Annotated in this window: 17 protein-coding genes and 2 pseudogenes; 9 read left to right on the forward strand and 10 right to left on the reverse strand. The window is 38.9% G+C overall.

Going from position 1 to position 25122, the window contains the following annotated elements; all coding sequences use genetic code 11:
* Positions 1–52 precede the first annotated feature (52 nt).
* Complete coding sequence (gene tsaA, locus SOLCA_RS19320) at positions 53–751, forward strand: tRNA (N6-threonylcarbamoyladenosine(37)-N6)-methyltransferase TrmO (RefSeq protein WP_014682162.1); 699 nt, start codon at positions 53–55, stop codon at positions 749–751.
* A 27-nt stretch (positions 752–778) separates the two neighbouring features.
* On the opposite strand, the gene SOLCA_RS19325 is transcribed toward tsaA, so the two are convergent.
* Positions 779–979, reverse strand: a complete 201-nt coding sequence (locus SOLCA_RS19325; RefSeq protein WP_014682163.1) for a YwbE family protein — start codon at positions 977–979, stop codon at positions 779–781.
* A 132-nt stretch (positions 980–1111) separates the two neighbouring features.
* Between SOLCA_RS19325 and SOLCA_RS19330 the strand changes: the two genes are divergently transcribed.
* Both SOLCA_RS19330 and SOLCA_RS19335 read left to right on the forward strand, forming a co-directional pair.
* Entirely contained in the window at positions 1112–2977 is a 1866-nt protein-coding gene (locus tag SOLCA_RS19330) for a YfbK domain-containing protein (protein WP_014682164.1), read from the forward strand.
* Between the two features lie 260 nt (positions 2978–3237).
* Positions 3238–3840 carry a transposase gene (locus SOLCA_RS19335; RefSeq protein ID WP_014682166.1) on the forward strand — a complete coding sequence of 201 codons (603 nt, stop codon included), beginning with the start codon at positions 3238–3240 and terminating at the stop codon, positions 3838–3840.
* Positions 3841–3859: 19 nt separating this feature from the next.
* Here the strand turns inward: SOLCA_RS19335 and SOLCA_RS19340 are convergent, their stop codons facing one another.
* The 8 genes and pseudogenes from SOLCA_RS19340 to SOLCA_RS23845 form a co-directional block, all read right to left on the reverse strand.
* Complete coding sequence (locus tag SOLCA_RS19340) at positions 3860–4252, reverse strand: SpoIIAA family protein (protein WP_014682167.1); 393 nt, start codon at positions 4250–4252, stop codon at positions 3860–3862.
* A 114-nt stretch (positions 4253–4366) separates the two neighbouring features.
* Entirely contained in the window at positions 4367–5791 is a 1425-nt protein-coding gene (locus SOLCA_RS19345; RefSeq protein ID WP_014682168.1) for an efflux transporter outer membrane subunit, read from the reverse strand.
* A gap of 29 nt (positions 5792–5820) precedes the next feature.
* Positions 5821–8997: pseudogene (locus tag SOLCA_RS19350) on the reverse strand (efflux RND transporter permease subunit).
* A 79-nt stretch (positions 8998–9076) separates the two neighbouring features.
* Positions 9077–10249: an efflux RND transporter periplasmic adaptor subunit gene (locus SOLCA_RS19355; RefSeq protein WP_042481720.1), complete on the reverse strand. Its 1173-nt coding sequence runs from the start codon at positions 10247–10249 to the stop codon at positions 9077–9079.
* Positions 10250–10691: 442 nt separating this feature from the next.
* A complete protein-coding gene (locus SOLCA_RS19360) occupies positions 10692–11903 on the reverse strand; it encodes a sensor histidine kinase (protein WP_014682170.1) in 1212 nt (403 codons plus the stop codon).
* Between the two features lie 74 nt (positions 11904–11977).
* Positions 11978–12784, reverse strand: coding sequence for a response regulator transcription factor (locus SOLCA_RS19365; RefSeq protein ID WP_014682171.1), 807 nt, complete (start codon positions 12782–12784; stop codon positions 11978–11980).
* A gap of 17 nt (positions 12785–12801) precedes the next feature.
* Entirely contained in the window at positions 12802–13260 is a 459-nt protein-coding gene (locus tag SOLCA_RS19370; protein ID WP_014682172.1) for a hypothetical protein, read from the reverse strand.
* A gap of 201 nt (positions 13261–13461) precedes the next feature.
* A pseudogene (locus tag SOLCA_RS23845) lies at positions 13462–15017 on the reverse strand (helicase HerA-like domain-containing protein).
* A 91-nt stretch (positions 15018–15108) separates the two neighbouring features.
* Here SOLCA_RS23845 and SOLCA_RS19380 point away from each other — a divergent pair.
* Positions 15109–16161: a WD40/YVTN/BNR-like repeat-containing protein gene (locus SOLCA_RS19380; RefSeq protein WP_014682173.1), complete on the forward strand. Its 1053-nt coding sequence runs from the start codon at positions 15109–15111 to the stop codon at positions 16159–16161.
* Positions 16162–16171: 10 nt separating this feature from the next.
* Positions 16172–16909 carry a YoaK family protein gene (locus tag SOLCA_RS19385; protein ID WP_014682174.1) on the forward strand — a complete coding sequence of 246 codons (738 nt, stop codon included), beginning with the start codon at positions 16172–16174 and terminating at the stop codon, positions 16907–16909.
* An 11-nt stretch (positions 16910–16920) separates the two neighbouring features.
* Here the strand turns inward: SOLCA_RS19385 and SOLCA_RS23685 are convergent, their stop codons facing one another.
* On the reverse strand, positions 16921–17241 hold the full coding sequence (locus SOLCA_RS23685) for a DUF3820 family protein (RefSeq protein WP_014682175.1): 321 nt from the start codon (positions 17239–17241) through the stop codon (positions 16921–16923).
* Between the two features lie 310 nt (positions 17242–17551).
* Between SOLCA_RS23685 and SOLCA_RS19395 the strand changes: the two genes are divergently transcribed.
* From SOLCA_RS19395 to SOLCA_RS19410, 4 genes are read left to right on the forward strand one after another with little or no spacing between them, the layout of a single operon-like run.
* A complete protein-coding gene (locus tag SOLCA_RS19395; RefSeq protein WP_014682176.1) occupies positions 17552–20587 on the forward strand; it encodes a GH92 family glycosyl hydrolase in 3036 nt (1011 codons plus the stop codon).
* Positions 20588–20602: 15 nt separating this feature from the next.
* Positions 20603–21400 (forward strand): copper homeostasis protein CutC, encoded by a 798-nt coding sequence (locus SOLCA_RS19400; RefSeq protein ID WP_014682177.1) that lies wholly within the window; start codon positions 20603–20605, stop codon positions 21398–21400.
* A 20-nt stretch (positions 21401–21420) separates the two neighbouring features.
* The gene (locus tag SOLCA_RS19405; protein WP_157604607.1) at positions 21421–24255 is read left to right on the forward strand and encodes a beta-mannosidase; all 2835 of its coding nucleotides are present in this window, start codon (positions 21421–21423) and stop codon (positions 24253–24255) included.
* Positions 24256–24271: 16 nt separating this feature from the next.
* Positions 24272–25066 carry a carbohydrate-binding family 9-like protein gene (locus SOLCA_RS19410; RefSeq protein ID WP_014682179.1) on the forward strand — a complete coding sequence of 265 codons (795 nt, stop codon included), beginning with the start codon at positions 24272–24274 and terminating at the stop codon, positions 25064–25066.
* The last annotated feature ends 56 nt before the right edge of the window (positions 25067–25122 follow it).

The raw sequence follows: 25122 nt of genomic DNA on the forward strand, positions 1-25122 counted from the left end.
AATAAGCCTCTATCCTAGTTTTTAAGTTTCTCTACAAACATCAATAAGTAAATTGGATTCAATAGTCCTTACACCTATAGGCATTATTCATTCTCCTTTCAAGGAGAAGTTCGGAATCCCCAGGCAGCCGGGATTAGCACCGTCGTCTTACGCGGTAGTAGAGTTGATAGCTCCATATAATTCTGCTGATGTAATTCTTGGTTTGGAGCAATTTTCTCATCTGTGGATCATTTTTCAGTTTCATGAAACAGCACACAAGAAATGGACTCCCACCGTTCGTCCGCCGCGATTAGGAGGAAATAAGCGAATGGGCGTTTTTGCCACGCGCTCAACTCATCGACCAAATCCTATTGGAATGTCGGTCGCTGAGCTCGAGAAAATCGAAACAGAAAATAATGAAGTAAAAATCTATTTAAGAAATATTGATTTGATGGATGGGACTCCGGTTTTAGACATTAAGCCATATATTCCCTATTCAGATGCAATTCCAACAGCTACAGCCGGATATGCAGCTATTGCACCAGAAAAGCCATTGGATGTGCAGTTTGATCCGGAAATAGGCAATGAGCTATCCATTCAACCAGAATTGAAACAACTAATCATAGAAGTACTAAGTTTCGACCCTCGTCCGGCCTATAAAGCCACAAAAGACGATACGAAAATCTATGGTGTTTTACTGGAAAATGTAGATGTTAAATTTAAAATTGATGGTTCAATAGCTACCGTTATTTCCTTAGAACGTAGTGCTTAGTGATCATTTAGTAGATCGATAATCCTTTTAATCTTCCTCGAAAATTTCAATTACCCGCCCAATCTGTCCATCTTCTAATCGTACTTTTATTCCCCGATGATGGAATGGTGCTTTTGTCAATAGGTCCTTTACAAACCCTCTGGTTCGCTCACCAGACCGTTGGTCTTTCTTTAAAATTATATCAACCTCTAATCCTGGGTAAATATTGCTGCGTGTTTTGCCATCCATAAGGGCAAAGATATAAAGATCTATAAGGATGCATGCAATGACCTTTACATCGCTCGCCTTCACTTAGAAATTTTCTTCCTAATGTTATGGAATCCTTTTCACTCCTGCATCATTAAGGAAAATAAGATCGCCATGAGAACGTCAATTCATTTCTTCTTTCTGATTCTGCTGGCAATAGCAAGCAGTTGCAGTCAATCACGTACCGTTAAAGGACGAGTTACTTCTGCTGAAAATGGTAAGCTGATTAACAGGGCCGAAATACAATTTGAAGGATCAATTGTTAAATCGCACACCAATAAACGAGGCGTATTTTTTATTAAAGCGACGGATTCTGCCCGAAAGTTAACGATAAAAGCGAAAGGGTATGAGCCAAAGGAGTTAATAATTGGCAATGATTCAGTTGTTGATGTAGCCTTGGTTCCTGAAGGATATGTAATGTATGAGATCGCAATGCCAGTGAAAGATAGTAAAGTGAGGGAAGAGGATCAGTGTAAATTAAAAGTTGCTTCCCGCACAATGGTTATTGCATACGATCGACATGCCGAAAACATTAATACTGAAGATTACTCCCCGATTGCCGAAAATGGATTCAGACTGACTTCAAGGAATGCGCTTTCGACATTTTCTATAGATGTTGACAATGCATCCTACAGCAATATCCGCCGGTTTATAAATACGGGTCAAATACCTCCTGTTGATGCCGTTCGTATAGAAGAAATGATCAATTATTTCAATTATGATTATGGTCAGCCTAAGGGGAAGGATCCTGTGGTTATTCATACAGATGTTGCAGAATGCCCATGGAATCCGGTACATAAATTAGCAAGAATTGGAATTCAGACTAAAAATATTTCAGCTGAAAATTTACCGCCGTCTAATCTGGTCTTTCTTATAGATGTCTCTGGATCTATGGAAGCAGCCAATAAGTTACCTCTTGTAGTTTCCGCTTTTAAATTGCTGATAAATCAAATGCGTTCTCAGGATAAAGTTTCAATTGTTGTATATGCAGGAGCATCGGGAACTGTACTCAATGGAGTGTCGGGAACAGAAAAGATGAAAATTAGCGATGCTCTTACTCAATTGAAAGCCGGAGGATCTACAGCTGGAGGTGAAGGTATCCAATTAGCTTATAAGGTTGCACGTCAAAATTATATAAAAGGAGGAAACAACAGGGTTATTCTGGCTACCGACGGAGATTTTAATGTTGGTGTTTCAAGCGATGGTGAATTAGTGAGCCTAATTGAGGAAGAGCGTAAGGATAATGTTTTCCTTTCTGTTTTAGGATTTGGAATGGGGAACTATAAAGACAATAAACTTGAGCTGCTTGCCAATAAAGGAAATGGGAATTATGCCTACATCGACGGATTTTCTGAAGCTAGGAAAGTGTTCGTGAATGAGTTTGGGGGCACGTTGTTCACCTTAGCGAAGGATGTTAAACTTCAGGTTGAGTTTAATCCGGCAGTTGTTAAGTCATATAGGTTGATTGGCTATGAAAACAGATTATTAAATGATGAGGACTTTAATAATGATAAAATTGATGCAGGTGAAATAGGTTCAGGTCAAACAGTTACTGCATTGTATGAGGTCATTCCTGTTGGAGTAAAGAGTCCGCTCCTACCTGATATCGATTCATTAAAATATCAGAAAAATCAAAATAAGGCATCCTTAAATACAACCGACTTGCTTACGGTTAAGCTGCGCTACAAAGAGCCAACAGGTAATGAAGGTAAATTAATGACTAATGTGCTGCTTGATAAAAACATCCCATTCACTAATGCAAGTGCGGATTTCAGGTTTGCAGCATCAGTTGCTGAGTTTGGGATGCTCTTAAGGTCGTCACCTTATAAAAAGGGTGCTAATTATGATCATTTAATTTCCTTAGCCTCAAAATCTTTAAATAATGACAGCGAAGGGTATAAAAGTGAATTCTTGAAGCTTGTTAGATCAGCTAAATCACTTTCAACCAATAACTGGATTTCAGTGATCGGGGAGAAGTAAAGTGATGTTTAAATTAAAGAATAACTGCAAATGAATATAAAAATGATGGTTAAACGTATTGGTGCTCACCCGCCGCCCGTGTGGGATGCGCGAGGCCTACCTGTCGGATTGTTTGCTAAGCGAACGAAACGAGGATTTATTTTTTGAGCTTGCTCCGAACCCTTGATCTGCGTCAGGGGTTTGGGCGTTTTATAGGAATACAGATTTGTAAATCACGTAAGGCGTTTTATTTTTAGGCCGAAATACCGTAGAGACAAGGCATGCCTTGTCTCTACCCGGATACGAACCACGTTAGCAACAATTATAAAAACAGCGGAAAGCCGCAAACACCTATGGATCTATACAAAAATAAATACCGCATTGCGTCTACGCGGTTGCAAAATTGGGATTATCGTCGTAACGCCGCATACTTCATTACCATCTGTACCCAAAACAGAATTCATTATTTCGGTGAAATAATTTCACAACAAATGCAATTAACAGACATTGGCCAATTGGCAGAAAAATTTTGGTTGGAAATACCGAATCATTTTCCGTTTGTTGAATTGGGTAATTTCGTAATAATGCCCAATCATATGCACGGCATTTTGATTATTAATAATTCGATTGACGTGGCGGTAGAGACAAGGCATTGCCTTGTCTCTACGGGGTGCGATATGTCACGAAAAAATTCAATATCATCCATTGTTGGATCCTACAAATCGGTTGTCACAAAAAATGCAAGAATACAATTTGATACACGATTTGCATGGCAATCACGTTTCCATGACCATATTATCCGCAATTCTGATTCATTCGGTCGTATTCAACAATACATTGCAAATAATCCGGAAAATTGGAATAAGGATAAATTTCATCAGTAAGATATCAGAATGGCAATATTTACAAATACTGCTTTAACCATTCCTTGGCATCTTCCTCATTCGAAAACGTTCTCATGGGAATAGATGGCTTCTGAAATTTAAAAATGAAATTAATGACGAAACTGCCTAAAGAAGAATTTGAAACGATAGCCATTGCTTTGTAAATACTGCTAAGTTGCTGCGCTACAAAATCACGGGTTTGTTTATCTGGTTGAGGAGAACGGGAGAGGTAAACCAAAATACAAACAGGAGTATTATTGGAGATTTTCTTGATCAGATTAATATTGGATTTAACATTATCTAATGTTCTTAAGATTTTATTGGAAACGGAACATAAAATACCATTTTCGTCAAACCAATAAGTTCCCAATTCACCTTCAAATCTCTCGACATTTTCTGGAATCTGCTTCATTGCAATTATTTAAGTCAAAAATAGAAATTGTCGATTATTCACAAAAAGGAATAAAAAAGCCTGGTAAGAAATAATTCCTACCAGGCTAGTAAAATATAAAAGAGAGATTAATTGTTATTTCCAGCCACCGCCCAATGAACGGTATAATTCAACAGCTAGCGCTAAACGCTGACGTTGAATATCCGCCAGGTTTAGTTCACCTTGCAATGCACTTCCCTGTGCAATTAAGACTTCAAGATAATCAGCCATTCCACTGTTAAACAATAGTTTGGCATTTACAATGGCCGATTTCAGAGTATCCACCCTAGTTCTTTCGATGGTTTCCTGCTCTTGTATTTTATCAATCCTTACTAAAGCATCAGAAACTTCTCCAACCGCTATAAGTACCGATTGACGGAAATCAAGGGCAAACCTATCGCGATCAATTTTTGCCAACTCATATTGAGTTCTCAATTGTTTACGCATGAAAATAGGTTGAGCTACAGAACCAGCTGCAGTTGCAAACAACGATCCCGGAATATTGAACCAATTGCTTGCCTCAAATGCATTTAATCCTCCGGTAGCGGTGATCGTCAATGAGGGATAAAGCGCAGCCTTAGTAACACCAACTCGGGCATTTGCACTAACGAGGGCAAGTTCACTTGACTTTACGTCGGGTCTGTTACTTAGCAATAATGCTGGAACACCTGAGTTATATTCCGTTGGAAGGTCAACACGGTAAAGATTTTGTCGACGTGTAATTACTTTGGGCATCTCACCGGTTAAGAAGCTAAGCGCATTTTCCTGAATGGCAATGCTTTGTTCCAGTTGCGGAATTAATATTGCAGAATTCAGCCTTTGAGCCTCAGCCTGCTGAACAGCCAATGTAGTTGCCTGTCCGGCATCTCGCTGTAAACGAATGATAAACAATGTGCTATCATTTAGTTCCACATTGTTTTTGGCAATGCGGAGTTGTTCATCTAGCATCAACAGGTTATAATAACCTTGTGCAACGGCCGCAACTACTTGCGTTTGTACAGCTTTGGCAGCTTCCTGGCTTTGAAGGTAGGTAGCTAAAGCAGACTCCTTTTGCGATCGGATTTTTCCCCAGATATCAGCTTCCCATGAAAGGTTCAAGGTTGCCTGATAATCTTTTACATATTTTGAGCCTAAAAATTGTCCAGCACTGATACCATTTAAGCTATTATCAGAAGGACGAGTGATTGATGCCGCAATTTGTGCCGATAATTCCGGGATGTTTCCCATCTTCGCCTGACTCAATAATCGCTCTGCACTTTCTATGTTTTTAACCGCCAGCTGAAGATTGATATTATTATGTATTGCACTGTCAATAAGTGATACTAACTCTTCATCTTTAAATAACGTTCTCCATTCTAATTTTCCTATGGAAGAACTGGTATCAGCTGAAGAAGTATAATCGCGGTATTGTTCCGGCATTTTCTGATCAGGACGCGCATATTTTTCGCTTACGCGGCAAGCATTAAAGCTTGCCGATAAGGCCAAAAGAGCTACACCTAACTGAAATTTATTTTTCATCATTAGTTGATTCTTGATTATCTGTTAAAAAATTAGTGTAATACAGGTTCTTCTTCACCCTCATCCACGTATTTCTTGATGTAAGCTTTTCCGGTTATCATTTCCTGAATGTATTGGAAAACGATAAATAATACAGGGATAATAAATACACCTAATACTACCCCGGCAAGCATACCCCCTGCCGCACTGATACTGATGGAGTGGTTACCAATAGCAGATGGACCTGTTGCGCGCATCAACGGAATAAGACCTACCACAAATGCAATTGAAGTCATGATGATAGGACGTAACCTAAGCTGGGCAGCCTCAATAGCAGCGCCCATCAGGCTCATTCCTGCCCTACGGCGTTGAATGGCATATTCAACAATTAGAATGGCATTTTTGGCTAACAAACCGATCAACATGATCAATCCTACCTGTACATAGATGTTGTTTTGAATACCCGTTAGATTGATAGCAATAAATACCCCAAGCATACCTGTTGGAATAGATAGAATTACTGCCAATGGAACAATATAACTTTCGTATTGAGCTGCCAATAAGAAGTAAACAAACAATAAACAAAGAGAGAAAATAATCACCGATTGTCCGCCTGATTCCTTTTCTTCCTTACTCATTCCGGTCCACTCGAAAGAATAACCTTGAGGTAATTTACGGGCAGCCACCTCCTCTACACGATTTAATGCATCGCCGGTACTGAAACCTGGCTTAGGCATTACGTTCACTGTAATAGAGTTAAACATGTTATAACGGTCTAAAGATTCAGGTCCGTAAACACGTTTTAGTTTCGCTACAGTATTTAAAGGAACCATTTCACCTTTGTCATTTTTAACAAATGCGCCTGTTAAAGAACCTTCTGTCTGACGGTAAGGCGCGTCAGCTTGCATCATTACACGGTAATATTTACCGAAGCGATTAAAGTCAGAAGCCATCATCCCTCCATAGAAAGCCTGCATAACAGTCATCAGGTCTTTTACGTTAACTCCAAGTTGTTTTGCTTTCACTTGGTCAACTTCCAACTCAAATTGTGGATAATCGTTTTTGAAGGTGGTATAAGCAACTGCAATTTCTTTTTGTTGCATTAGCTCCATGTTGAATGCAAAGGCTGTTTGGCTAAACTTATTCAAGTCACCACCGGTACGATCTTGTAATACCATCTCCAAGCCGTCAACGTTACCAAAACCAGGAACGGTTGGTAAAGTAAACACAAAGAATGAAGCTTCTTTAATGCCGGCAAGTTTCTGGTTCATAAGGCCCATAATACCATTCACATCTTTTACATCACCACGATCCTTTAAGTCTCGAAGATTGGCAAATGCAACGCCGAATGAAGGACTCGAAGAGTTACTTAACAAGTTGAAACCACTGATGCCGATCACATCACTGATAGCAGGAATTGCCCTTAATGCACTATCAGCTTTAGCCATAACTTCATTGGTTCTTTCTAAAGATGATCCTGCAGGAAGTGAAACCGCTACAGCTGCGAAACCGTTATCCTCATTCGGAATAAATCCCTTAGGGGTTGAAATCATGAACCAAATAGTGGCAGCAGTAATTATTGCAAGTCCTCCTAAAGAGATCCATTTATGACGAACTAAGAACTGAAGACTTTTTATGTACTTGTTTGTCATTGCGGTGAATCCAGCGTTAAATGCGCTAAAGAATCTACCAGCAAAGTTTTGCTTATGTTGAACGCCGTCGCCTTCTGCATGTGTGTTCTTTAGGAACAAGGCCGCCAATGCCGGACTTAAAGTCAATGCATTTACGGCTGAAATTAAGATGGCGATTGCTAAAGTAAAGGCAAACTGACGGTAGAATACACCGGTTGGTCCGGTAAAGAATCCAACAGGCAGGAACACTGCCGACATAACCAATGTAATCGAAACGATGGCGCCAGAAATCTCACTCATTGCAGAGAAAGTTGCTTTACGTGCCGGCCAATGTGTCTGCTCCATTTTTACGTGCACGGCTTCCACTACCACAATGGCATCATCCACCACAATACCGATTGCCAATACAAGTGCGAAAAGGGTTAATAAGTTGATGGAGAAACCAAACAACAACATAAAGAAGAACGTGCCGATGATCGCTACCGGAACTGCAATAGCCGGAATCAATGTCGAACGGAAATCCTGCAAGAATAAGAACACCACGATGAACACAAGGATAAATGCCTCAACCAGAGTACTTACTACCTGATCGATTGATTCATCTAATTGTTCTTTTGTACTATAAATATTATCATAGTGAACACCCTTAGGGAAAGCCTTTTCGGCTTTAACCATTAGTTTGTTGATTTGTGTCTGAACCTCGTTCGCATTAGAACCCGCAGTTTGGAATACCGCAACCATTGTGCTCTGACGGCCGTTATTTCGAGTATCACCAGCATAAGTGAAAGAACCGAACTCTACTCTGGCAACATCCTTAAGACGTAGAATTGAGCCGTCGTTGTTAGAACGGATAATGATGTTTTCATAATCCGTTGGTTGGCTCAGTTTTCCCTTGTATTTGATCACATATTCGAAAGCTTCTTTACTACCTTCTCCGAATTTACCCGGAGCAGCCTCAAGGTTTTGGTCTTGAATGGCTCCTAAAACTTCCTGAGGAGATAATTTATAAGAAGCCAATTGCTGAGGGTTTAACCAAATACGCATTGAATAATCCTTATTACCAAAGATTAGCGCCTGGCCTACACCCGGAACACGTTTGATTTCCGGAATAATGTTAATCTTTCCGTAGTTCTGTAGGAAGGTTTCATCATACAACTTATCGTTATCAGAATATAAGCTGATAAGCATGATAAAACTGTTCAACTGTTTTACCGTAGTGATACCAGATTGTACAACCTACACAGGAAGTTGGTTGGTAACACCAGAAACACGGTTTTGAACGTTTACCGCAGCTTGGTCGGCATCAGTTCCTAACTTAAAAAATACGCTTACTGATACAGAACCATCGTTACTTGCAGTTGACTTAATGTAAGTCATGTTTTCCACACCGTTGATAGCCTCTTCAAGCGGAATTACCACTGAACGGAGAACCGTTTCAGCGTTGGCCCCCGGATAGCTTGCTGTCACCTGTACGCTAGGAGGTGCGATATCCGGGAATTGCGTAATAGGCAAGGTATATAACCCAATGGCACCAAGCATCACTAATATCACCGATATTACTGTTGCCAGAACGGGCCGTTCTATAAATTTCTTTAACATGTATTTAACTATTGAGCGATAATAATGATCTGTTAAATGCCGCGTAGCTCATGGTTTAAGCAGCATTTACGAGCAATTGTTATTTCATTGAGAGCTGTGCCTTGTAAACACTGTCAGTGTTTATAGGCTTAGGAATGATCTTCATCCCGTCTTGCAGACTGCCCAATCCGGTGAAAACGACTTTGTCGCCTTCTTTAACGCCTGTTTTTACTACATAAGCGTTTCCACTTTTTCCACCAACGGTAATTGGCGTAGCCTTAACTTTATTGCTGTCGGCCAAAGTGTAAACGAAGATTTTATCTTGCATTTCTAAGGTTGATTCCTGAGGAACAATCAGTGCTGATGGATTTTCTTCCGAGATTCTGATCTTACCGGTGTTTCCAGAACGCAAAATGCCGCCACTATTAGGGAAGGTTGCACGTAGGCTGATAGAGCCGGTGGCTTTATCAAACTGACCCTCGCCCATTTGTACTTTACCTTTTTGTGGATATTCACTTCCATCGGCTAAGATTAAGGTAACACCTGGCACATTTCTCAATTTTTCCTCCAACGTTTTGCCAGGATAACGTTCCTTGAAGCGAATAAATTCAGCTTCACCAACAGAGAAATAACCATAGATTTCCTGAACGTCTGATAAAACAGTTAATGGTTCAGCAGTTGACCTTCCAACCAAACTACCTACACGTTGTGTAAGACGGCCAATATAACCACTTACTGGAGCTGTAATGGTTGTATATCCAAGATTGATCTTTGCAGATGCCAATTGTGCTTTTGCTTGTTCAACATTAGCTTTAGCAGTTTGATAATTGGCTTTTGCTACTTTAAGCTGTATCTCTGATACCACTTTATTTTGAACCAAAGGAGTTAATTTGTCAATCTCAACCTGAGCGTTTGCTAAGCCAGCTTCTGCAGACTGAATAGCGGCCGCCGCTGTATTTACCTGTTCACGGTAAACGCGATCGTCTATTTTAAATAAAGGTTGACCAGCTTTTACATATTGTCCTTCATCCACCAATACTTTCAATAGGGAACCATCCACCTGGGCTCTGACTTCCACATTTACCCTGCCTTGAAGAGATGTAGTATATTCGGTAAACATTGACGCCGGAGTAGATTTGATAGTAATCACGGGAAGTTCCTGAGCAGGCATTTGTTGTTGCTGATCTTGTTTAGCAGATGAACCACAACCTGTCAGCAGTACTCCTCCTAGCAATAGAAACGGAAATAAACGAGCTGCTTCTGATATTTTCATATCCATAAGTTGTAAAATGATTTAATTATTATATAAGAATGTGTTCGCAAAGAAACTACCCAATGTTGTCGAAAAACTGTTGAAAACGCTGGGCAGGAATAGAAAAAAATAAGACTGATAGACTTTTAGAGCGTATCTAACAATGAAGTTACAAAATAAAGCAAAAAACAAAACGCCAACTTTTCTCTATATTAAAGAAGTTACTTAAGCTCTGTCATCTGTCTGTGATAGGAAGCTTAACACAAGAAATAGCATATTTGTTTTCTTTTTTTATCCGCAAAAAGTCTGAAGACTCAGTGTTACATATGTCTTTTTTGATAAATGCTCTTTTAAAAAGAAGTTTTTGGTATTGTTAAAAGTCAAATTAAGCAATTTAATTTCGTTAAAGTAAAATTTGGTCTGATTTCTAGTATTACAGTACTATCTGCAGGTGGAGGTTAAGTTAATTTATCTTTATTGTAAAGGAATGTAGATTAGTCTGCGAAGAATACTCACAAGTGAAATGCAATGTTTCACAAATTGCTTCCACAATGGCCAATCCTATTCCTAACCTTCCGCTATCCTTCGAGCTGGTGTGGTAACGGCTAAACATGTCCTTACCCGGCATTGGGGCTTCAACTCCCGTATTACAGATTTTAAAACCTTCTTCAGAAACCTGAACCGCAATTACTCCCTCATGGTAATTATGTTGAATTGAGTTACGTATTAAATTATCAACTAGAATTTTTATAAGTTCGATATTGGTTGAAAGGGTAAGCTGCAAACTTTCTTCTATCGTTACAGAAATTTCTTTGAAGGCTATAAGTTCCTCATAAATTTCAAAGCTATCTTTAATTGCATCGTTGATGTTAACATTTTCTTTGTCATAATATGAACAGCATTGAATACTCTTGATGCGGGAAAGCAGACTTAAGCCTTTATGAACGCCGGAAAGACGTTGAATAATCTGTTTAACTTCAATTAACTCTTTTGCTTCTGCCGACCCTAGGTCTTTATGTTTTAAGATCAACTCTACCTTTGTTAATAAGATAGCCAAAGGTGTTTGCAATTCATGAGATGTGTTTTCAACAAACTCACGTAACTGTTCGTAAGACTTTTGAGCATTTCCAGTGAAGCGTAAAATGGCCTCATTAAAAAGGTTGAACTCGCGTATATCTGTATTAACTAACTGTAAGGGTCTATTGCTGCCAACATTATAGGCATTTACCCGCCTAAGATTACTGTAATAAGGCTTCCACATATTGAACGTCAACCGTTTAATACTTAAGCGGAAAAACAGCCAGTTCAGGAAAAAGAATAAGCCAGCAGAAATTAACAAAGCGAATATAATTACCCCTGTTCCCGGCCCATCATTGCTTTTATAGTAGCGATTGATCTTTACTTCGTATAACTGATCGTGTAATGTTACTGATGAGTAATATGAAAGTACTGCCAATTCATTTTTGTCAAAACTAAAGGTTTCAACGCCATAGGTTTTTGGTATGGTTCCATAATCCAGTTTCTTATAATGAACATTTTCAATTTCAGGCAGTTCATGATAAGCTACAATGTGTTCATTTATTGCTTTAACGGTTCGCTCAAACTGAAGTGGATAAATGCATTGATAGTACGTACGGATTGAAACATAATTACATAAAATCGCAAACGTGAGCATTATGGGCAATGCTATTATATAATTTCTCTTCAGGCGATTATCGAAACGTCTCCTGTATAAATTGTTATTCTTGCTCAATCTTTTTTCTTTAAAGTGTACCCTAGGCCATATACAGATTCAATGGTCACGTCGCTGTCGGCCTTTTTTAATTTTTGGCGAAGGTTTTTAATATGTGTATAAATGAAGTCAAGGGAATCCACCATGTCGATATCATCCTTTAAAACATAATCGCATAATGATTCTTTTGAAACCACCCTGTTTTTATTTGCCAAAAGAAAATACAGGATCCGTAATTGACTCTTGGTAAGTTTAAGTTCGCTGCTATTAACAAAGACCTTCTGTCCTTCTAAAGTGTAAGCAACATCAAGAAAGGATAATTCGTTTGCTTCCTGCGGATATTTACGCCGGATAATACTTCTAACCCTAGCCACTAATTCACTAATGTTAAATGGTTTTACCAGGTAATCATCAGCTCCGAGGTTAAGTCCTTTTAGTTTATCATCAAGATTACTTCTTGCAGAAATTATCAGAACACCTGGCAATGCATTTTTTTGGTCATTGATTGTTGTGAATAGGTCAAATCCTAATCCTCCGGGAAGATTAATATCAAGTACTACCAAATCATAGATTTTATTGGTTAGCTTACTTTCTGCATCCCTGAATGTATATGCGGCCTCACAATCGAATCCTTCATCTGTTAGGACAGCGATTATACTTTCAGATAATTGTTTCTCATCCTCAACAACCAGTATTTTCATTTTTTGCAACTCATGGTTTAGTACAAAATAACAGATTAATTCTGTCGAAAATCTGCCGGAACGGAATTCTAAAATGATAAAGGCCAGAAAACAAGGATCAATCCTGCTTCTGGCCTTTATCATTCTTGTTTAAGTGTTGACTATCCGAACATGTTTCCGAAGAAACCTCCAAGGCCACCCGAAACAGATTTTAAAATGTTTTTATCAATGCCAATAAATGAAGCGAAACCATCAAGGTCTGCAGTATTACCAGACTCTTTAAATTTTTCTACAATTTTTTCAATTGCAAAAGGAACTGTAAAGTCGGTGATTTTTTGCGCTTGTGCGTCATCCATGCTCATGCGAGAGGTGAAACTTTCAATCAGGCCGCTTGATAAAGCACCCATTAATGGATTGCTTGCATCAGCAGTGTTTGCGCCGGTTAATAATCCGATCACGTCATCCAGCTTACCTCCAAATACTTGTTTTTTAATGGTATCCACTAATGATCCGCTTACACATTTTAATGTTGGTTCTATTTGAGCGCTCTCTAAGCCTAATACAGACTGTGCTTTTTCTGCAAACTCCCCTTTTATGGCATTTACTATTGGTTCGAACATATTATTTAAGAGGTTAACAATTTTGATCGGTGAAAGTAGAAAAATTCCCTGAAAACCTATGCGTGCAGAGGGATTGATTTTAAGAATATTATGTTTTTAACCCCTAACCCCTAAAGGGGAAACTCTTATCTGATTGATCATTACAAGTCCCCCTTAGGGGTTAGGGTGTATAATACTGTATAATTTTAAAGGTTTATCTTTCTAAAACCAGCCTGTCGTTTTCTTCTTACGGGTTGTAGACGATAACCCCAAAACACCTAATAAACCTCTGGTTACTTCACGAATGATTGTTTGTCCGGCGCGACTGTTGATGGCTTCTTCTACAAAGCTTTTCTCATTAGCGCTTTTCTTTTCTTCTTTTTCTTGTTGTTTTGCTTGTTCTTCAGTTTGCTGTTGATTTCTAACCTGTTCTAATTTTTGAGTAAGAATCTCAAAGGCACTTTCACGATCAAGTTCTTCATTATATTCACGTGCCAAAACAGATTTATCCACAAGAGCATCCATTTCAACAGGAGAAATTACATCCATTCTAGAAGAAGGAGGAGCAATGAGTGTATGCGCTAAAGGTGTTGGAATACCTTTTTCATTTAGCACAGTTACAAGCGCCTCACCAATACCCATTTGGGTAAGAATATCTTCTGTTGTATAGAATTCAGTTTCCGGATAGTTTTGGGCCGTTAACTTAATGGCTTTGCGGTCTATGGCGGTAAAAGCACGGAGTGCATGTTGTATTTTCATCCCCAATTGCCCTAACACTTCATTAGGAACATCTGTAGGATTTTGGGTTACAAAGAAAATTCCAACACCTTTTGAACGGATTAGTTTTACCATAGTGGTGATCTGGTCCAACAAGGCTTTGCTAGCTTGGTCGAAGATTAAGTGGGCTCATCAATAAAGATGACTAATTCAGGCATGTCTGCATCACCTCGTTCCGGAAATTTCTGGTAAATCTCAGCCAGTAAACAAAGCATAAAGGTAGAGAACAGGCGAGGTTTACTCTGTAGGTCTGTCAGTCGGATAATATTTACGTAGCCATAGCCATTTTCGTCTTTGCGAAGCAAGTCTTCAACTTCAAAAGATTTCTCTCCAAAAAATTTATCGGCACCCTGTTCTTCCAGTGCAATTAATTGACGCAAAATAGTGCCAACCGAGGCTGGACTAACGGCACCATAAGATGATTCAATTTCTTTTTTTCCTTCGGCGGTAATGTATTGCAAGACTTTACGTAAGTCTTTAATATCCAACAAAGGCAGATTCTGATCATCACAGTATTTAAATACTAAGGATAGAACGCCTGATTGTGTATCATTTAAATCAAGGACTCGGGAAAGTAAAACAGGGCCGAATTCGGAAATAGTAGCGCGTAAGCGAACACCTTTTTCATCTGAAATTGACATCAATTCTGTTGGAGCAGCTTTGCCCTTCCATTCAATGCCAATTTTTGTTGCACGTTCAGTTGCTTTTGGATTTTCAGTACCAGCCTGACTAATTCCGCTTAAATCACCTTTAATGTCCATTGCCAGGATAGAAACCCCTTTTTCTGAAAGTTTTTCACAAATTACCTGTAATGTTTTTGTTTTACCGGTACCGGTTGCACCTGCAATCAGTCCATGTCTGTTGAATGTTTTTAATGGGGCTTTGATCTGGTTGTTTTCCAGCACCACACCGTCAAGGATAGATGTTCCAAGAATTATACTGTCACCAGAAAAGGTATATCCATTTGTTACTACTTCGCGGAATTGATCTTTTTTGTCCATTGGGGAAAACGTATGTTTAATGTAGAAATTTCAATTTGTTTAGCAGATAAATTTACGTCAATTTGAATGAGAAAAACCAAATTCTTGAAAGATGAAAAAAAATAGCTGCATATTGGCTTTTGCAGGTATATGTTTGACAAGTTCGGCAATAGCTCAAACAAAGTCATTAATAACGTTTACTCCAGATACCGCCACAAATATTAGAGCAATTGCAGTAGTAAATGACTCAACAGTTTGGTTTGGGGGAAGCAATGGTAGTTGGGGATATACAACTACAAATGGCTCAGATTGGAAGATGGGAAAAACAGAGCTTGGCTGGCAAAATACCGATTTCAGAAGCATTGCCGTAACTCCTGATAATGCGGTTTTGATTGCCAATATTGCTTCTCCCGGATACATTTTGAGAACAAATGATATGGGTAGCAGTTGGCGACAAGTATATAAAAACGAAAATAAGGAGCAGTTTTTTGACGCTTTAGTTTTTTCTGACGACAAAAATGGATGGGCACTGGGCGATCCTCAAAAAGGATGCATTCAGTTGTTGAAAACCGTTGACGGAGGTTTAAATTGGTCTGCTGTTGATTGTGCTTTTTTGCCAAAGATCGAAACAGGTGAAGCCTTTTTTGCTTCTTCTAATACCTCAATAGATGCAAAAGAGCGTTCTGTATGGATTGCAACAGGTGGTCCGAAAGCCAGAGTGATCTATTCCAGTAACCGTGGTAAATCATGGAAGGTGTCCGAAACGCCATTGCAGCAAGGTGAAAAAATGACGGGCATTTTTTCATTGGCGATGTATAATGAAAAACTAGGGGTTGTTGCCGGCGGTAATTACGATAATAAAGCCAAAACTGATAATACCATAGCGATATCAGTTGATGGTGGAAAAATCTGGAAGAACAAATTCGATAAACACGGACAAGAAATAAAGGACCTTCCGTTTGTATCTTGCATTCAATTTGTTCCTAAGTCGAAAGGAAAGAAATTGATAGCAGCTTGCCTGCCCGGGATTTATTATTCGGATAATTATGGACGTACCTGGGTAAAGATTAACGATGAAGGCTTTTATACTTTTCGTTTTTCTCCTTCCGGAAAAACAGCTTGGTTTGCAGGTGCAAAAGGAAAAATTGGCAGGATGGATTTTTAAACGAAATTAGATGTTCAGACATTCAGGAAGCAGAAGAACTCACAGACACAATATGCGGCTTGCGTCGTTATTATGTCTCACAGCAGGATTTGTAAACGTATCTGGTTTTTTAGCGTTCGCAGTTCTTACCACCAATGTAACCGGACATGTAGCCATCTTTGCTGAGAAAATTTCAAATGGAGAGTTTGCTTCGGCCCGAATAGTTGGTTTATGGATGTTGCTTTTTTTTCTGGGCGCTTTCTTCTCCAGTCTTTATAGTTTCTTAATGAGCCGTTATGAACGGTTTTACCACACAATCCCAATAATAATCGAAATCATTATTTTGAGTTTGGTTGGCTTTTATGGAGCTAACTATGATAAATCACTTTTAAAGACTGAGTTGTTTGCCGGAGCTCTCTTGTTTGCAATGGGTATGCAAAATGCGATGGTATCAATGGTGTCCGGATCGGTAGTAAGAACGACTCATTTAACCGGCATATTTACCGACCTTGGAATAGATCTATCCGCTCTTTTTAAAACTAATAAAAGCGAACGATCGGAGCTCATCAAAAAAATAGGTTTAAGATTAACGATCATCTCTTTCTTTTTCATCGGAGGGATTTCCGGTGGGTTGCTCTTTAAGAAGTTGTCTTATGCAACCTTTTACATTCCTGCGGCTATTTTGGTATTTGCTATGTTTTATGACATCTTTCGTGTTAAAACGATCCGGTATGTCAGAAGCATTGGGAGAAAAATCCGCGTTCAGTAAAATGAGATAGCTTATTTCTTTTTTAAAGGTTCCAAAAGATACTCTAATCCATTCAGCTTTATTTCATACATTGTATGTAACAACATACCGAGTTTGCCTTCTGGAAAACCTTTGCTATGGTACCAAACTAGGTAGGGCTCAGGAATATTGCAAATAATAACGCCTTTATACTTGCCGTATGGCATGCGCATCGTAACGAGTTCTGTAAGTATTTCAGGATTCAAATTGAATAGATTTGGAAGGCAAAGATAAACTTTGATTAAAATATCGGGCAAGATAATGTGCGACACCAACGGATTTATCTCGTGCTGTCTTTTACCCAAGGGGTACATTCTGCCCAATTAAATTCGACGTTCGTTTATTGGCAAACCAACCTGTTCTTGCCTATTTAGTCAATCATGGTTTACGCACAGGTATTTTTGAGTAATAACGAACAACAAAAGAGAAGGTTTAGCGGTTCATTGTAATTAAAATAATAGAAAGTATTGGTAGTTATGGCTAACTATAATACAATTAGGAAACAATGAGCAGAATTTAGCAGCTTCAATCATAAAATTCACAAAAAATTAACTGCTAAATCCATATAGTTTTTGCCATTTAAGCAGATTATCTCGATTTTAGAAAAATCAAACCAATAGTAGAATGAATCGACAATTTATCAAAACTTCGCTTTCTGTTTTGCTAAGTACGATAGTCATGAGCTTGCATGCTCAAAAAATCACAAAGTATGTTGATCCGTTTATAGGTACAGGCGGACATGGCCATACCTTCCCTGGGGCAACCTTGCCTTTTGGCATGGTTCAGGTGAGTCCTGATACCGGTACCGAAGGTTGGGATTGGTGTTCCGGTTATCACAGTTCGGATAGTTCAATCATAGGGTTTTCTCACACCCATTTAAGTGGCACTGGAGGGGCAGATTACGGCGATATACTGCTGATGCCTACTATTGGTGCATGGAAAATACAGCCGGGTACAAAGGAAAATCCGTCTTCAGGTTATCGATCTCGCTTTCGTCATGAAACGGAAGAGGCATCTCCCGGTTATTACGGTGTCCTTTTAGATGATTACAAAATTAAGGTTGAGTTAACAGCTACTACGCGTACTGGATTTCATAAATATGTTTTCCCACGTTCCCCGGTGAGCAATATAGTTGTGGACTTGGGTCATGGTATTTCCGATCAGGTTCGTGAAAGTTTTATGCAGATAAACGGGAACGATGAAGTGGTTGGTTTGCGCAGATCAAAAGGATGGGCAGATGATCAATATGTGTATTTTGTAATTAAGTTCTCAAAGCCTTTTAAAAAGTTTGCCGTAGCTGATGGCGATGATATTGAAGTGGATGGACGGAAAATGGAAGGCAAAAAGGTGAAAGGGATTTTTCGTTTTTCAACCAGGGAGAATGAAATCATCTATGCAAAAGTGGCCATTTCAAGTGTAAGCATTGAAGGCGCCCGAAAAAATCTCGCTGCCGAATCTCCGGGTTGGGATTTTGACAAAATAAAACATGCAGCCGACAGTACCTGGGAACAAACATTAGGTAAAATAAAGATCAATGCTCCGGTAGATTCTGTAGATGCCTCCATGGTGGATCAAAAAAAGATCTTTTATACTGCTCTTTATCATTGCTTCATTCATCCTAATATTTACAATGATGTTGACGGTCAATACCGTGGAATGGATAAACAAATTCATACCACCAAAACTAATCATTACACGGTATTCTCTCTTTGGGATACATTTCGGGCATTACACCCCTTGTTCACTTTAATAGCTCCGGAAAAAAACAATGAGATTGTACAGTCATTGCTTGATGATTATCAGCAATCAGGAAAATTACCAATTTGGGAATTGGCGTCGAATGAAACCGGCACAATGATCGGTTATCATGCGATTCCTGTGATAAGTGATATGATTTTAAAAGGACTGGGCGATTTTGATGTAAATACTGCTTACGAGGCCATGAAGAAAAGTGCAATGGAAGATGATCGAGGCCTTAAATACTATAAACTGCATGGTTTTATTCCACGTGAACTTGAAAATAATGCTGTATCGAAACAATTGGAATATGCTTATGATGACTGGTGCATTGCTCAGGTTGCTAAAAAGCTTAATAAGCAAAATGATTATGAATATTTCCTCGGCAGAGCATTAAGTTACCGTAATATTTTTGACTCCTCTGTTGGCTTTATGAGAGGGAGAAATATCTACGGACAATGGAATCCTGATTTTAATCCTTCTCAAGTGTCGATTTTAGGGAACGGAGATTTCACTGAAGGCAACTCCTGGCAATACAGCTTTTTTGTTCCTCAGGATATAAATGGGATGGTTGAGATGTATGGCGGAGAACAAAAGTTCGCAGATAAACTAGACAGCCTTTTTAGTCAGAAGCCGGTGGTTGATAATGAGCACGCTCTGGATGTTACTGGTTTAGTCGGACAATATGCACAGGGAAATGAACCAAGTCATCATGTTGCTTATCTATATAATTATGTTGGTCAACCCTGGAAAACGCAACAACTGGTAAATAAAATCAGGGAGACTCTTTATACGACCGGTCGAGATGGATTATGTGGCAATGAAGATTGCGGACAAATGTCGGCCTGGTATGTTTTCGGTGCTCTAGGTTTTTATCCGGTTAACCCCGCCTCCGGTCAATATATAATTGGAACGCCCATGTTCGAGTCGGTTACGATTAATGATGGGAAACCTAATCAGTTTACGATTAATGCAACGGGGATAAGTGAGGATAACCGATATATTTCATCGGCAACATTAAATGGCAAGCAGCACATACAAAGCTTTGTCACTCATGGTGACCTTACAAAAACAGGTGAGTTGAGTTTTAAAATGAGTTTTCAACCTAATAAGGAGTGGGCTCAACAGCTGTTAGGTCGTCCGGTGCAGGAAATCATTACTCCGGGAAAAGAAATAAAGACGGGTCAGTTACTTTTTATGCCCTATGAAGTTTCCGGTAAGACATTATTCTACGGCAAAAAGCAGGTCACATTAAAAACAGAAACGACCGATGCAAAAATCTATTACACATTAGACGGCACAGTTCCATCGACAACTTCGAAGCAGTATAATGGTCCGTTTTCCTTAACTAAAAGCGCAACGGTAACAGCGATAGCAATAAGTAAGAATGGTGCTCAAAGTGAAATGTCGACTTTAAATTTCATTAGAGCCATTACGAAAGGGCCCAAAGCTGCTTATCCAAAGATCACTTCCAATATTACGATCGGAACAACTTACAAAAGCACTGCTGAAGTTTTATTGGATGGCAATTTTGGTTCTTATAATTTCAGAGATGGTAATTGGGTGGCCACAAACAACAGCCTTACCAACATTACAATCGAGCTGGACAAGCCAATGTGGGTAAAGGAACTGAAAATGCGCTTTATGGAAAATACCGGATCATGGATATTTGTTCCGAGAAATATTCAGTTTAGCGTGTCAACAGATGGAAAAACCTATCAGCAGTTGGATTTGATTGAGAATGAGATTCCATTAAATCATCAGGAAATTGCTATTAAAGAATTTTTACGTCCATGCAACACTAAAGAAAAGATCAAATTTATAAAGGTTGATATCACCAATATAGAAAAATTGCCAGGATGGCACCCAGGTGCAGGAAACCCTGCGTGGATGTTCTCCGATGAGATTATTATAGCCTATTAAACCAACAATATAAAAATGAATAGTACTAATTTGTATCACCAAAATACCGGTGAGTATGAACTTGAAATATGCTGTTATTCTGCGGATTCTGTAATTGAAGCAGCAAAAGGCGGTGCCAACAGGGTTGAATTGTGTGATAACATGCAAGATGGAGGAACAACCCCAAGTGCCGGAACAATTGCACAGGCCCGAAAAGTGGAAGGAATAAAACTGTATGTAATTATTAGACCTCGAGGAGGTGATTTCTGCTATAATGATATCGAATTTGAGGCAATGAAATATGATATCGGAGAAGTTAAAAGATTAGGAGTAGATGGAATAGTAATTGGATTATTAAATCCGGATGGCTCTGTTGATACAGAAAGAACGAAGGAGCTTGTAGAATTGGCAAGACCTTTGGATGTTACTTTTCACCGTGCATTTGATATGACTGCTGATCCTCATAAAGCGTTGGAGTCAGTAATTGAATGTGGCGTTTCAAGAGTATTAACATCAGGAACTTATAATACAGCTGTAGAAGGAGTTGAATTGTTGGGAGAATTAGTTCGTCTGGCAAATGGACGAATTGCAATTATGGCTGGAAGTGGAGTAAATGCAGGCAACATCCAACAATTGCAGCAAGCAGGAGTTCGGCAATTCCATTCTTCCGCAATGAAGTTTGTTACCACAGCGATGCAATACCAAAATCCTAAGATTAAAATGGGTAAGGAAAGTCAGCATTCTGAATTTGAAAAAGGAATTGTTGATGAAGAGAAAGTAAAGGCGATGAAGGAGATCTTAATAAATCTTCATCGGCAAAGTGTGACCAGTTAAACAATCGAAAAGAACAAGCAATGAAGAAATTACTTAGGAATTTATACTCAATTTCGATAATACTTATGTCAACTTCAACAGTTTTCGGGCAAGCACCTAAAGTTGTTGAACTGAACTCCGGATGGAAGTTTAAACAAGCAGATGCCGGCCAATGGCTACCGGCCAGTGTCCCGGGAACGGTTCATACAGACCTTTTAGCTAATAAAGTGATTGACGATCCTTTTTACAGAAACAATGAAAAGGAAGTCCAATGGATTGAAAAGAAGGATTGGGTGTATGAAACCACTATTCAGGTGGATGACCAACTCAATGCGTATGACAACATCGACCTTAATTTTGAAGGATTAGATACCTACGCAGATGTCTATATAAATGATTCAATTGTTGCCAAAACCAGCAATATGTTTATTGGCTACCAGGTTCCTGTAAAGTATTACCTGAAAACTGGAGAAAATAAATTGAAAGTATACTTCCATTCTGCGGTTAATGTGGGTGCTCCTCAGGCGAAAGCTGCAAAATTTAAGTATCCGGCTGATAATGAACAATCGGAAGTAAAGACCAGTATTTTTTCCCGTAAAGCACCCTATCATTATGGTTGGGATTGGGGACCTCGCTTAGTTACTTCCGGAATTTGGAAACCGGTTAAACTGATTGCCTGGAACGACGCCCGCATTACTGATACTCATGTACAGCAATTATACCTGAGCAATGCAATGGCATCTCTGGAGGCAATTATGGATATCGAATCTGACCTTGACGAGAACGTTCAGCTAAAAGTCTCAAGTCCTGATAATAAGTTCGAACCTGTTTACATGTCGCAATACCTAACACCGGGTAAGCAAAGTGTAAAGGTCTCTTTCCAGATTAAAAATCCTGAACGTTGGTGGCCAAATGGATTAGGCGAACCTCATTTGTACAAGGTTAACATGGAGGTAATCACCAAAAGAGCAAGTGATCAGAAATTGCAAAAAATTGGGTTAAGAACATTGCAAGTTGTTAATGAACCCGACGCAATGGGCGAAAGCTTTTATGTGAAAGTTAATGGAGCTCCGGTTTTTATGAAAGGAGCCAATTATATTCCTTCCGATAGCTTTTTACCTCGCGTAACGCGCGATCGTTTGGCTAAAACATTTGAGGATGTAAAAAAATCAAATATGAATATGCTTCGTATTTGGGGTGGCGGAGTTTATGAAAGCGACGAGTTTTACGATCTTGCAGATGAAAACGGGATTCTTGTTTGGCAAGACTTTATGTTTGCCTGTACCATGTATCCTTCGGACTCTTCATTTTTGGCCAACGTGAAAAATGAAGCGGAATACAATATTAAACGTCTACGTAAACACCCAAGCTTGGCCTTGTGGTGTGGGAATAATGAAATTGGTGTTGCGTGGAAAAATTGGGGCTGGCAAAACACCTATAAATATACACAAGCTGATACTGCGGAGTTAGCAAACGGCTACAGAAAAATCTTTAATGAAGTGCTGCCTCAAGCTGTTCAACGTTTTGATGCCGATCGTTTTTATTTCCCATCCTCTCCTATCAGTAATTGGGGAAAACCTGAGGATTTCAAAAAAGGAGATAATCACTTCTGGGGAGTTTGGCATGCCGAAATGCCTTTTGAAGATTACAACACCCATGTGCCTCGTTTCATGAGTGAGTATGGCTTTCAGTCGTTCCCGGATATTGTAACCATAAAACGTTTTGCCAAAACAGAAGATTACGATATTCAATCGGCTGTCATGAAAACCCATCAAAAGAGTTATAAGGGTAACGGTTTGATTAAGGTTTACATGGATCGTTACTATCGCGAACCAAAAGACTTTCAATCATTTTTGTATGTGGGACAAATATTGCAAGCAGAAGGAATAAAAATGGCAATTGAGGCTCACCGTCGTAATATGCCATATTGCATGGGAACATTGTACTGGCAATTAAACGATTGCTGGCCGGTTGCTTCATGGAGTAGTATTGACTATTATGGTAGATGGAAAGCTTTACAATATTTTGCGAAGGATGCTTATAAACCAATCATTGTTGATCCCGAGATAGAAAAAGGAAAACTGAATATTTATGCTATCTCTGATTTAAGAGAAGCGAAAAAAGGAGAGCTTAAGCTGAGATTAATCGACTTTAAAGGAACTGAGTTGTGGTCTAAAAATCAACCGGTAACCATTGAGGGAAATAAGAGCCAGGTGGTTTACACCGAATCTGTTGCCGATCACCTAGACAAAGCAGATAAAAAATCAAGTCTCTTGCTAGTTGAACTGGTAACAGCTGATAAACAGTCGGCTAAAAATATCCTTTACCTGGATACTCTTAAAAACATCAATTTGTCAAAACCAACAATCAGTTCAACAGTAACAGAAAATGGTAAACGATTCCGTGTTCATTTATCAGCTGATGTTTTAGCAAAAAATGTTTATCTCCTATTGGCTAATGATAATTCTTCAGCCTTTGATGAAAACTATTTTGACTTGTTGCCAGGTGAAAACAAAATTGTTGAGTTTAATTCGTCGTTGAGCCTTGAGCAGGTGAAGAGTAATCTTCAGGTCATTTCCTTGTACGATAGCTTTAAACAAAAGGAAAGCACTACCGATAAAGAACATAAGGATAAACAAAACATTTTTGATAAAGCGTCAGGATTATTTAAAAAGAAGTCAGAAAAAGAAGCTAGTTCCGACAAGCCGGTGGTTCCGGAGAAAAAGGAAGTAAAACCGGTACAGAAAACGGAAACTGTTAAAGAAAAGGACACGACCAAAAAAGGCGGAGAAGAAAAGAAGAAGAGCATTTTTGATAAGGCATCCGGTTTATTTAAGAAAAAAGATACAGGGAGCTCTTCAACACCTTCCAATTAAAATTTGTTAAAACACTATGACGAGTATAATTAAGATTGCTGCAGTAACATCGTTTTTCTTTTCTGCTTATGGACAAGCATTTTCTCAAGATTCACCCCTTTCTGCTACTTATGATTGTCGTAAGGCCACCTCATCGGTAAAAATTGATGGTGCTGTTAACGATAAGGCTTGGCAAGACGCTGCTTGGACACCTTATTTTATTGATATTGAAGGAGACAAAAGACCGGCTCCTTATTATAAAACACGGATGAAAATGCTATGGGATGAAAAAGGACTATACATTTTTGCAGAACTTGAAGAACCGCATTTACAGGGAACAATAACAAAGCATGATGCAGTTATTTTTCAGGATAATGATTTTGAGGTCTTTATTGATCCGGATAATGATGAGTTAAACTATTATGAAATTGAGGTAAATACATTGAATACTATATGGGACCTAATGCTTAGTAAGCCTTATCGTAAAGGAGGTAAACCAGATAATAGCTGGACAGCTACCGGCTTAAAAACTGCTGTAAAATTAAACGGAACACTTAACAATCCGGCAGATACAGATAAAGGTTGGTCCGTTGAGATGATGATTCCTTGGAAAGCTTTTAAAGAGAATCGTGTTCCTGCAATTAATGAAATCTGGAAAATGAATTTTTCACGTGTTCAGTGGGATTTTGAGGTAAAGGATGGAAAATACGTTAAAAAGAAGGACCCGGAAAGCGGAAAAGAATTGCCTGAGTATAATTGGGTTTGGAGCAATATGGGCGTAATTAATATGCATATCCCTGAAAGCTGGGGCAAAGTCACCTTTGTAGAATAAAAAATTAAGGAATTTCAGTGGAGAAATGGACCATAAATCTCCACTGAAATTCTATT

The sequence above is a fragment of the Solitalea canadensis DSM 3403 genome (assembly GCF_000242635.2).
Lineage (GTDB): Bacteria > Bacteroidota > Bacteroidia > Sphingobacteriales > Sphingobacteriaceae > Solitalea > Solitalea canadensis.